10 protein-coding genes are annotated in these 10,263 nt (G+C 70.9%); 2 read left to right on the top strand and 8 right to left on the bottom strand.

What is annotated here, in order from left to right:
* Positions 1 to 581: 581 nt before the first annotated feature.
* The 4 genes from ACFWPS_RS48470 to ACFWPS_RS48455 all read right to left on the bottom strand — a co-directional run bounded on the left by ACFWPS_RS48470 (position 582) and on the right by ACFWPS_RS48455 (position 5,808).
* Positions 582 to 3,767: an ATP-binding protein gene (locus tag ACFWPS_RS48470; RefSeq protein WP_383719289.1), complete on the bottom strand. Its 3,186-nt coding sequence runs from the start codon at positions 3,765 to 3,767 to the stop codon at positions 582 to 584.
* An 810-nt stretch (positions 3,768 to 4,577) separates the two neighbouring features.
* On the bottom strand, positions 4,578 to 4,940 hold the full coding sequence (locus tag ACFWPS_RS48465; protein ID WP_383719286.1) for a hypothetical protein: 363 nt from the start codon (positions 4,938 to 4,940) through the stop codon (positions 4,578 to 4,580).
* On the bottom strand, positions 4,924 to 5,190 hold the full coding sequence (locus tag ACFWPS_RS48460) for a hypothetical protein (RefSeq protein ID WP_383719283.1): 267 nt from the start codon (positions 5,188 to 5,190) through the stop codon (positions 4,924 to 4,926). The genes ACFWPS_RS48465 and ACFWPS_RS48460 overlap by 17 nt, the downstream gene beginning before the upstream one ends.
* A gap of 315 nt (positions 5,191 to 5,505) precedes the next feature.
* On the bottom strand, positions 5,506 to 5,808 hold the full coding sequence (locus ACFWPS_RS48455; RefSeq protein ID WP_383719282.1) for a hypothetical protein: 303 nt from the start codon (positions 5,806 to 5,808) through the stop codon (positions 5,506 to 5,508).
* Between the two features lie 297 nt (positions 5,809 to 6,105).
* Here ACFWPS_RS48455 and ACFWPS_RS48450 point away from each other — a divergent pair, with 297 nt between their 5' ends.
* Together ACFWPS_RS48450 and ACFWPS_RS48445 are read left to right on the top strand one after the other, a co-directional pair.
* Positions 6,106 to 6,324: a hypothetical protein gene (locus ACFWPS_RS48450; protein ID WP_383719280.1), complete on the top strand. Its 219-nt coding sequence runs from the start codon at positions 6,106 to 6,108 to the stop codon at positions 6,322 to 6,324.
* Positions 6,325 to 6,382: 58 nt separating this feature from the next.
* Positions 6,383 to 6,601 carry a hypothetical protein gene (locus tag ACFWPS_RS48445; protein WP_383719277.1) on the top strand — a complete coding sequence of 73 codons (219 nt, stop codon included), beginning with the start codon at positions 6,383 to 6,385 and terminating at the stop codon, positions 6,599 to 6,601.
* Positions 6,602 to 6,773: 172 nt separating this feature from the next.
* On the opposite strand, the gene ACFWPS_RS48440 is transcribed toward ACFWPS_RS48445, so the two are convergent.
* The 4 genes from ACFWPS_RS48440 to ACFWPS_RS48425 all read right to left on the bottom strand — a co-directional run bounded on the left by ACFWPS_RS48440 (position 6,774) and on the right by ACFWPS_RS48425 (position 10,225).
* Complete coding sequence (locus ACFWPS_RS48440; RefSeq protein ID WP_383719276.1) at positions 6,774 to 7,889, bottom strand: DUF6207 family protein; 1,116 nt, start codon at positions 7,887 to 7,889, stop codon at positions 6,774 to 6,776.
* A gap of 11 nt (positions 7,890 to 7,900) precedes the next feature.
* Entirely contained in the window at positions 7,901 to 8,791 is an 891-nt protein-coding gene (locus tag ACFWPS_RS48435) for an XRE family transcriptional regulator (protein ID WP_383719273.1), read from the bottom strand.
* Positions 8,788 to 9,081 carry a hypothetical protein gene (locus ACFWPS_RS48430; RefSeq protein ID WP_383719270.1) on the bottom strand — a complete coding sequence of 98 codons (294 nt, stop codon included), beginning with the start codon at positions 9,079 to 9,081 and terminating at the stop codon, positions 8,788 to 8,790. The genes ACFWPS_RS48435 and ACFWPS_RS48430 overlap by 4 nt, the downstream gene beginning before the upstream one ends.
* Positions 9,082 to 9,514: 433 nt before the next feature.
* Entirely contained in the window at positions 9,515 to 10,225 is a 711-nt protein-coding gene (locus ACFWPS_RS48425) for a toll/interleukin-1 receptor domain-containing protein (protein WP_383719267.1), read from the bottom strand.
* Positions 10,226 to 10,263: the final 38 nt, after the last annotated feature.

The following is a 10,263-nucleotide window of genomic DNA, read 5'->3' as shown; positions in this document are numbered from 1 at the left end:
ACCCACTTGTGCCCCAACGCCCCGAACACCTTGCTGCCCGCAGGCCCTGCAGCCGCCGCCTCGACCCGCTGACGTACTCCCACCCACTGCTGATCGGTCATGAGCCCAGACCGTACGTGCCGCTGCTGACATCGAGGTTGCCGGGCCCACTGCCACCGCGAGAACAGCCTGGCACCCCAGGTCTCTCGGTACATCACGCACACCGGCCAACTGAAGCGCGCAGTGGCCAAGTAGGGCGCTCGGTCACAGCAAGTGAGACTGAGCGCTTCGCTTGGCCCGTGAGCGGGTGAGTTGGCCCGTCTGAGCGTCGTTGTTGGCCTGCAGGGTAGTGCTCAGCTCTTCCACCTGCGGGTCCTTTGGGGAAGTGGTGCGGCCAGCGGCTGGTCCCGTCTGGAGACGCGGTCGGGGTGGGCCCGGCGATGGACAGCGTTGTGGAAGGCCTTGAGGACCACACGCCGGACTTCCTGGTTCTGCTGGCGGGGACAGCGCTGCTGATCGACGTCCGCCCGGCCATTTGATCAAGAGTGAGGACGCGGTGAAGTTCGCGGCTGCGGTGCGAGCGGCGGCCGCGGCCGGATGGCCTAGAGGAGTTGTTCGGCGCGTCGCGCGAACAGGTGCGCCTCACATGCGGTGGAGTGCGTGTAGGCCTGTTGGGCGGCGGCCCGGACTGCGGTGAGGGGCGCGCCGCGGATCTGCAGCAGGCGTGCCTTCAGCAGCAGGACCAGTCCTTCGGCGTAACGCTGGCCGTAGTCCCGCATTGTCTGGTCGGCTCGGTCGAGAGCGGCGTCGGCCCGGTCGGGCGATCCGGCTGCCAGCCACATCTCGGCGATCAGTGCGTAGTGGTAGGCGATGCCCCACTGTGGCGGATGGAGCAGGTGGGCGGCCAGGAGTTCCTCGGCCTCGGCTGCGGCGTCGGCTGGGTTCTCGCCGGTGAGGGCACGTGCCCAGCACCAGTTCTGCCGGATGTAGTGGTCCCTCTGGGTACGGAGACGGTCGAAGCCGGCGGCGGCCCACCGCTCGCCGGCGCGCCGTGCTGTTTCGGCGTCCCCGGCCATGGAAGCGATCATGGTCGTGTAGTAGACCCGGACCGAGGCCGCGTACGGGTCCCCCGGGGTGTCCCAGGTGTCGACGAAAGCCAGCGCAGCGTCGACATCGCCGTGCAGCGCGGTCATGACTTCCCGCATGAAGGGCTCTTCCCTGATGTTGCTGCCGTCCCGGCGGAGTGGTGTCTCTTCGTCCGGGGCGACGGTGCCGCCGACAGCGGCGACCTCCTCCTCGGTGAAGGTCCGGTACGCCTCGCCGATGTTGCCGATGTCCCACTGACGCAGGCCCCAGGCCAGCCGGCCGTAGCGTCGGACGACCGGATCGGGAGACACCTGACCGAGCTCGTGCATGCGGCGGGCCAACTGCCCGCGGCCCTTCTCGATGGAGGTGTGGGCACCGATCAGACGGATGAAGAGGAAGTCGGCGGCCTCCGCTTCCCGGCCGAGGGTGCGGGCCAGGTATTCGGCCCGTTCCAGCAGGTCGAAGGTCGAGGCGTCGTATCCCGCCTGTCGTCTGACGACGATGGCGAGCAGGGTGAGAGCGGAGAACTCCAGTTCCATGAGTCCGGAGGCCCGGCTGACGTGTATCGCGGAGCGCAGCTGCCGGTTGGCGGACTCGAAGGCGAGCTTGGCTGCCGCGCGGCGCCCGGCGCGGATCAGCGCCTCCGCGGCGCGAACGGGTTCGGCGAGGGGGCCGGCGGCCCACAGGTGGTAGGCGAGGCGTTCGGCGACGTCCTCGTCGTCGGCGTGGATCTGTTCGAGCGCGTCCGCGACGCACAGATGCAGCCGGGTGACCTGCTGTGTCGTCGCGGTCTCGGAGACCGATTCGCGTACCAGGTCGTGCGCGAAGCGGAGCGAGGACGGGTCCTGCGGCCCGGGTTCGAGCAGCCCGAGCGTATGCAGGGGTTCCAGGCGGTGCAGACAGTCCGCGACAGCGACACCGGTGGCGCGGGACAGGAGTCCGAGGTCGACGTCGCGGCCGATGAGCGCGGCCACTTGGAGCAGGTCGCGGGCCTGGTCGTCGAGGCCGGTCATCCGGTCGCGGACCACGTCGTGGACGGTGGAGGGGACCCCGGCCGGTGCGGACGCACCGCCGTCGCCGATCGTGCCGGCGCCGCTGAGGAGGCGGGAGAGCTCGCGGACGAAGAACGGATTGCCGGAGGTGCGGGCGTGGATGGCGCGGGCGACGGCGTCGTCTGGATCCTGGCCGGCCTCGTGGCGGATGAGTGCGGTCACGTCGGCCAGGCCGAGCGGGCCGAGCCGGAACCTGCGGTGGCCGGGCCGCCGGCTGGCAGCGGCCAGCACCCGGGAGAGGTCCGGGCCGAGCGCGGGTGCGCGGTCGCGCAGCGCGCCGATGACCGCGGTGCCCCGGGGCAGCCGCCCCGCCAGGTGCTGCAGCAACTGCAGCGAGGTGGCGTCGGCCCATTGGAGATCGTCGAGTATCAGGAGGGTCGGCCGCCGTGCCGAGGCCTGTGCGACGAGGGCGACGACCTGTTCGAACAGCCGGAACTGGGCGTTGCCGTCGGGGAGTTCCCGGACCGCCTCGTCCCCCGGTGCCAGGAGGCTGCCCAGCCCGCCGGTGAGCCACTGTTCGCTCGCCGCAGCGGGCAGACTCCACACGACCTGGCCCAGTGCCTGCTCCCACGGCCACATCGCCGGTGTCCCGTCGCCCTCCAGACAGGAGCCCCAGACGGTGAGTGCACCCAGCCGGCCCGCCACGGCGGCGGCCTCCTCCAGCAGCCGGGTCTTGCCCGCGCCCGGTTCGCCTTCGACGACGCCGATCGCAGTGCCGCCCGCGAGTGCGCGCTCCACCACCTGCCGCAGCGTGGCGAGTTCCCCGCTCCGGCCGATCAAGGACGCCGCCCCCGTGGTCCACCCGGCCTCCAAGTCCGCCGCCCGCACGAGCGGCGAGGCCGGGGGCTGGGTGAGGATCCGCCGGTGTGCCTCCTGAAGCGCCTCACCCGGGACGATGCCGAGCTCGTCGGCGAGCCGGTCACGCACCTGACCGAACACCGACAGCGCCTCCGCCTGACGTCCCGCCGCGCCGAGAACACCGACGAGAGCGGCCAGCACCGGCTCGTTGAACGGCGCCATCGACGCCGCCAGCTGCACAGCCACCAGCACCCGCTCCGGCCGGCCCAGCGACACCGCGAGCTCCGCCGCCGCCGTGCACGCGTCGTAGAACTCGTTGTTGAGCGCGTCGAAGACCGGCGCGGCGATCGTCCCGTCCGCGATGCCGTCACCCGCCGGGCCGTGCCAGAGCCCGAGCGCAACGACGTAGTGATCCAGGGCCACCTCGTGATCGTGCCCAGTCGCCGCAGCCCTGGCGGCATCGACCAATTCCCGGAACGCGACGAGATCCAGCGTCGCGGGAGCGGCGGTGAAAAGGTAGGCGTTGCCGCGCCGGTGAAGGAACGACCCGGCCTCGCGGACGGGCAGCCGCGGCTCCAGCAGCCGCCGCAACGCACCGACGTACTTCTGCAGCACGTTCAAGGCGCTGGAGGGGACGCCATCGCCCCAGACCAGGTCGATCAGCTCGCTCGTGCTGGTCGGACTGCCGGCACGGGCCAGCAACAGCGCCAGGAGATACGCCTGTTGCCGTGGCCCGGCATCCAGTTCGACGCCGTCGCGCCAGATCCGTAACGGGCCCAGGATCTGCAGATACGGCGAACCTCTGCCGGCCGGCCGATCATCACCGCCCGACCGCGCTGCAAGGACGGGCACCGTGACACTCCTCGATCCCGGGACAGGCACGACGCGATCCCTGCCGACGCCGACTTCGAGCGAGTGTACGTGGACCAGCCGAATTCCATCGCTGGGTGCGGCAAGGCTCGGCCATGCCTTCGCAGGTGTCGGCGGGCACCCCTGCGGCCGCCGTCCCACCACAGCCTGCGGTGCAGCATCGGCGGAGGCGGGCCGGTGCGGGGCGTCGGCCGCTGCGGCGCTCCGGTATCGAGAGGCTACGCGCTGGTCTCGACCATGCAAGTACTCTTCGACGGATCGCCGAGAGACCGGAGGCGGGCGGCCCACCTCGGCGCCGATGCTCGACGCATTGGCCAAGGTCTCGTACCGCACATGGCAGCGTCATCGCGCGCCACCGACCGCCGCTCAGCGCAGCGCCCGATGACCGTGATCGCCCACCCTGGAGAGCCCGCCTATACAGAAGTCCGCTCTCATTTCCTACGCCCACCTCCCCCGAGCGCACCACGACCGCCACGTCCTGACTAGCACCGTCGATGTCTTCTGCGTCGCACACCGGCTGCTTGCCGAACGCACTCCGCAGCCCGGCGGCGATGTCCGTCCCTTCGACGCCCTGGTCGTCTCCGTTCATCCGGACGGCCATGTCGAACTCACCGAGCTGAGCTCGGTGCGAGCCCGCTGGCCGCACCTGGACCGCCTGCCTGACGCCGGGTTCGTCGTCGCCGCGTCTCGCGCCCGCCGGCACGAGGACGCGAACCAGGTCCAGGTCTTCGACGCGCTCGGCCGCGAGACCTCATCCTTCTCCGTCGGAGACGCCATCGAGCACCTGCTCATTCAGGCCGGCCTCATCTCGGCCCGGAGGGTGCCGTCGTCCGGCAGCACGAGCACCACTTTTCCGGAATGCCAGTTGCGGGAGACGAGATAGAAGTGGGTCGGTGTTTTCGCAAGGGTGACGAAGCCGCTGTAGCGAAAGCGGTAGGGTCCACTTCCGCCGCCTTGGTCCTTGACAGTGATTCCCGGAACATTATGAGCGATCTTTACCCGCGAATGGATCACAACAGATGGCTTGTCCCTGAAACCCTTGCCTGCGTCGTTGCGGGCATCAGTGCGGCCTGCGAGCGCCGCGTAATCGGCCAAAAAGATAAACAAGGCGGCCACCGCCAGCCCGGCCAAGAGCACCTCACTGACGAACCACACCCCGCACATGATTGATCGACAGCAGCACCGTCAATAGCCCCAAGCCGAGAACGAACAGGATCACCAACGGGAAGAAAATCGCCCGCGGACTGTTGGCCAAGTAACCCTGTACGGAGAGCTGGAGATCGCGCGGCGGCACCCCGAAGAAGGAATAGTACGCATCCGTGTACGTGCTGCCGTAGAAGTAGAGCAAGCCGACGACGAGAGTCCCCGGCGCGAGGATGTACGCCGCCTTGTCGAGGAAGGACATCCACCGTGGGGGACCGGGCCGTGGCTGCTGGCGCGATTGGGGTACACGCACGCGCGGGCTCCGACGCCGCGGCGGGCGCCGTCGGCCGCCGCCCTGGGAATCGGGCATGATCACAATGTGACCAGCCGCGCACCTGGCCAAACGCCGAGCCGCTCCATTTGGATGACGGCGACTCGATGCTCAGCAGAGAGGTGGGTCGGACGGCCGGCTCACAGACTCGCGAAAGGCATTCCGTCACCTGGTGAGCCGCATTTCGTCGGTAACCCTGTTTGCCACACGGATACGCCGTTCGGCCGCAAGTGCTCGTCAAGCAGGTCACGAGGTCAGCTCGGCACGAGTGACGGTGAGCTGGTCGATGAGATGATCAAGGTCGCGCTTCGGCTCGCTGAACGCGGCGGCGTAGACGTGCAGGACCGCGCCGGCCATCGGGACGTAGGAGGGGTCGGCGACGCCGTGGGGCGTGAGGACGTCGCTCACCTCCTTGAGCGCGTCCTCGGCCAGCTCGAGCATCTGCTCAATGCCGCGGATCATGGCGAGGTCGTCGGCATAGAAGTTGCTCATCGCGGTGGCGAGTGCTACGGCGCGCTCGGCGCCCCTGTCTCCGAGCAGTCCCCACATCGATGTCCAATCCGGCTTGTCAGCTCGTTCGTTGAGCTCGTTCCGGAGCGTGTCGATGCGTTTGCAATCGCCCTTGAGCTTCCGGATCCGCCCCTTGAGCTTGACGATCTTCCCGTCCTCGCTGATGACGTATCTTCTCCCAGGTCAGCTGTTCGCCGAGCGGCTGCGGACACTGCTGAGCGCGTTACTGGCCAACTTAAGCGCGCAGCGGCCAACTGTCGCGCTCAGTCACAGCAGTCCCGCCGTCACTCCCGTCGTCGATGGACTCAAAAATCGAACACGTGCTTGAATTCGGTCATGCGATCGTTTCCCGCGGACCTGGCCCGGGCGCAGCAGGAATGGAGCGCCACCTACCGGCAGCTCGCCGAGCGGCCCGGGCGTACCGAGCTGCGCCGGCGGCTGCACCTGCTGTCGGCGCAGGTGTTCTTCCATCCCTACTGGCAGCAACGGCGCCCGAACCCCGCCGCCTGGTGGGAGCTGCGCGCCCTCGGACGGTCGGACAGGGCAGGGAACTGAGGAGCCTCGGATGACGGGCTGGAGTGCGGGACCGTACGTCCCGGATGATCCTGAAGGCATGTCCGGACCGATACGGGTGATCGTGCATCCGCCGTCGCCGACGGGTGGCCGGCGCGTGCGTGTGGACGGCGAGATCCTCGGGCTGGCGCACAACGTGAGCGACGTCGCCGAGTTCCTTCGCCGGGCCGGGCTGGAGATCGACCCGGCGGAGGTCGCGCAGGCGCCGTGGATCGACTGGCGGGGCGGCGGGCCGGAACGCTGGGGGCCGGAGATGTGAGGGCCGCGGCGCCGGGCAACGCGCGAGGCCCGTCCACACAGTGGACGGGCCTCGGGATGGAGCGCCGGGCAGGCCTTGCACCTGCATTTCCCCGCAGGAAGCGGGGCGTCTTTCCTTGGACCACCAACGCAGCACCGGGCGACCCCGATCGGGCCGGCCAGCTCTGGATTGATCATAGCCCATGCGGGTGGGGCGTGCCCGCACCGGACGGTGACCTGGTCGCGAAGCCCGGGGGCCGCGGGGAGCGGGGGCGGAAGCGGTCCAGGTAGTAGGCGCGGCGGATGCCCGGTTGTCCGTCCGGGGTGCCCGAGGTCCGGGCGGCGGTGACGGTCCGCCAGCAGACGGCGACCGCCGCCTTGAAGAACGCGGACGCGGATTCGGGTTCGTGGTCGGCGGCGGTGACCTCGACCAGCAGCCGCTCGGGTTCGTGGACGTTCTCGGGGGCCGGGGCACGCTCGGCGGTGGCCTCCGGCGCGGAACGGCCCAGGGAGGCGGAACGGCCCGAGGACGCGGGCCGGTTGGGGGACGCGGGCCGGTTGGGGAGGGTCGTGCCCGGTTCGCCCTGCGGGCCGTGCGGGGCACGCAGGGTGGTCGCGGCGACGATGATCTCCAGGTGTTCCGCGAAGTTCGGTCCAGGTACCGGGATTTCGAGGTCCGGGTGGAGGTCGTAGCCGATGGCCACGGCGGTGGCCACGAAGTCTATGACCGCGGCCGCGGTCGGGGAGTGCCGGCGGGGGGTGGCCCGGGTGAGGCGGCTGAGTACGCGCAGGACCGTGGGCAGGCTGGTGTCGGCGGTCACCATCCGGTACGCCGGGGCGTCCCCGCAGGCCGCACCGTCGCCGTCCGGCGCGTGGGCTCCCGCCTGGGCCTGCCACAGGGCGGCGGCATGGGTGTCACCGCGGGCGAGGTGCTGCAGGTAGAGGCAGTACGACGGCGCCTCGTCACCGGCGCCGGCGGCGTACTGCCACCAGAAGCGGGCCCCGTCGTCGGCGCCGGCGAGCTGGAGGGCGCAGCCGAGGATCCAGGCGGCCCGCGGCTGCGGCAGCTGGTCGGTGAGGAAGTCGGCCAGCTGGTCCGGCGTGCAGTGCGCGACGACGGCCTCGCACAGGGCGGCGAGGCTCTGTGCGGCGCCGTCGTCGGCCAGGTCGGGTCCGTCGCCGTCCCACAGCAGCCGGCCGTCGTCGGTGAAGGCGGGGTAGGCCATGTCGTCGTACGGCACGACGTCGGCGGGGACGTGCGGATCGGGCAGCAGCAGGGACTGGGCGAGAAGGTCGTCGATGATGCTCATGGCCGTGGTGATCACTCCAGGGTGTCGGTGCGGAGGTAGAGGCCGGTCAGCGCCCCTCGGGCGTGGTGGTCCAGGGTGTGGGTCATGGCCGGGGTCAGGCCGACGATGCCGGGCACGGCCTCGGGACGGACGCCGCACAGGTGGCGCAGCACGATGACGTCCATCTGGTCCTGGGGCAGCCGGGCGATCGCGCCGAAGAAGTCCGCCATCGTGTCGATACGGGTCTTGCGCTCGCCCAGGTCGGCGATGCCCGCCTGGGCGACGGTGGCGAAGGCCGCCTGTCGCAGGTCCGGGTGCCCGTCCTGCTGGGCGGCCCGGGACATGACCCGGGCGCGCAGCAACTGCCAGGCGTGGCGCGGGGTGTCGGGGACCGCGATCGCTTCGTCCCAGGTGAGCCAGAGGATGTCGAAGGTCTCCCCGACCGCGCGCTGGGCCCGGTTCTCGGACTGCAGGAAGGCCCGCGCGTAGGCGGTGTAGGGCCGGCGCATGATCTGGGTGAGGCCCAGGTGCGCGACGGGCGGCTGCTCGGGACCCAGCGGCTGCACGGCGCGGATGCGGTTCTCGATCCAGACCTGGTTCTTGTCCGCCTCCCGGGCGGCCGCGGTCCACAGGCGGCGCAGTGGCCACGGCGGCAGGTCCAGGGCCTTCACCACGCTGTAGGTGATCTCCCAGCCGGGGTAGTAGCCCTTGCCGCGCAGGAGTTCCGACAGCCGTGTCTTGGAGTAGCCGGAGCGGCCGACGAGTTCGTCGAGGGTCAGCCCGCTGGCGACGAGCCGGTCACGGACCGGCTCCAGCCAGGTGCGGTGGGCGACGCCGACGTCCTCGCCGATCGGCTCCGGCGGGCGGCCGCGGCGACTGGGAGGGTCTCCGCCGGACTGTTCGGGCACCTCTGGCTTCTTCACCGCGACGGCTCCTCGCTCCCGGCCGGGGCCGTCGGTGAAGGGGCCGAGGGGGAAGCGGCCGACGGCGCGGGGAGTATCGGTGCGGGGAGCTCCCGTGCGGGAGGCGTCGGGCCCGGCCCGGGGTCCGTGCCGCCGGAGCCGCCCAACGCGGCGCCGATCTGCTGGACGAGAAGTCCGAGCGAGGGCAACAGCGCGGCGACCGCCGCGAGTTGCCCCAGCACGGTCATCACCGTGCTCCACACGAGGACCGCCGCCAGTACGGCCACGGTCATCATCTGCCTGTTGGTCATCTCACCTTCCCTGGAAGGAAGAAGCGTCTGGAAGCCGCTCCCCCGCGGCGGTGCTGAGGCGCCGCGGAGGAGTTGGACGACAGCATGGTGGGACGACCGGTCACCACTCAATGTGATCATGGGATTACGGAACAATCACACCGCAAGCCTCATGGGGTCCGGCGCTCCCGTTACTCCATGACGGCCGCCCACGGGGGCAACTCGGCGCCTAATGAACGCCTTTGGGGGCGAACCCGTACGTGTCGTTGCGGCGCGGGCGGGATGGCGCACCATGGAAGTCGGACGCCTCCCCCGGCGTCGCACCTTCCGGTCTGGAAGGCACGCGGCCCCCTTGTGCTGAGGAACGACCGAAGGGGACCGCCTCCGCTTCCGTCCGGCCGAGCACGCGCCGGACGGAAGCCGGGGGGCGGCGACCGGGCCCACCCGGCGCTGACTAGACGGTGTCCGGGCGGCGGGGCGCCTTCGCCAGGTCGCGGGCCTGTGATCTCTCCTCGGGGGAGGAGAACAGGGGTGCCTCCGCCCCGGGCGACCCGGGCGACGGATCGGGCCCGGGGGCTCGCAGGGTCTCCGGGCTCGGCAGGCCCCTTCCGCCACCGCCACCGGTGCCGGGCAGGGGCGGGCGGTGGCCGGGGACGCCGGGGGACGGGGACGCGGGACCGCCGGGGGACGGGGACGCGGGACCGCCGGGGGACGGGGACGCGGGACCGCCGGGGAAGGCGGGTCTGGTACGCGGGCCCCTGGCACCGGCGACCGCGTCGAGCAGGGCGGCGCGCGCCTGCTCCTCGTCCAGACCGTGGAGGTTCCTGCGGATCAGCGGGGCCAGCAGGGCGGGCACGTCGGTGCCGTCGAGCGGCTCGATCACCAGCGGGACGAGACGCTCGCGCCGTGCCACCACCGACGACCACTCCTCCCGGGTCCACCGCGAGTCTTCGAAGTAGTGCCGGGAGAACAGGGCCACCACCGCGGTCGCGCTGTTCAGCGCCTCGTCCATGCGCGCCACGAAGTTGTCACCGGCCGACCAGTCCCATACGTCCAGCACGACCCGATGGCCGGCGTCGTGCAGATGCCAGGCCACCCACTGCGCCCAGCCCCGGTCCGGCCCGGCGTAACTGATGAAGACCGACCCGCCGCCCGCCGCAGTCACACTGCCTCCCCCACCGACGTCCCGTCACCCCCATGATT

The organism is Streptomyces sp. NPDC058457, from assembly GCF_042720695.1.
Classification (GTDB): domain Bacteria; phylum Actinomycetota; class Actinomycetes; order Streptomycetales; family Streptomycetaceae; genus Streptomyces.
Note: the sequence above shows the minus strand (reverse complement) of the source record. Positions and strands in the feature narration are given on the sequence as shown.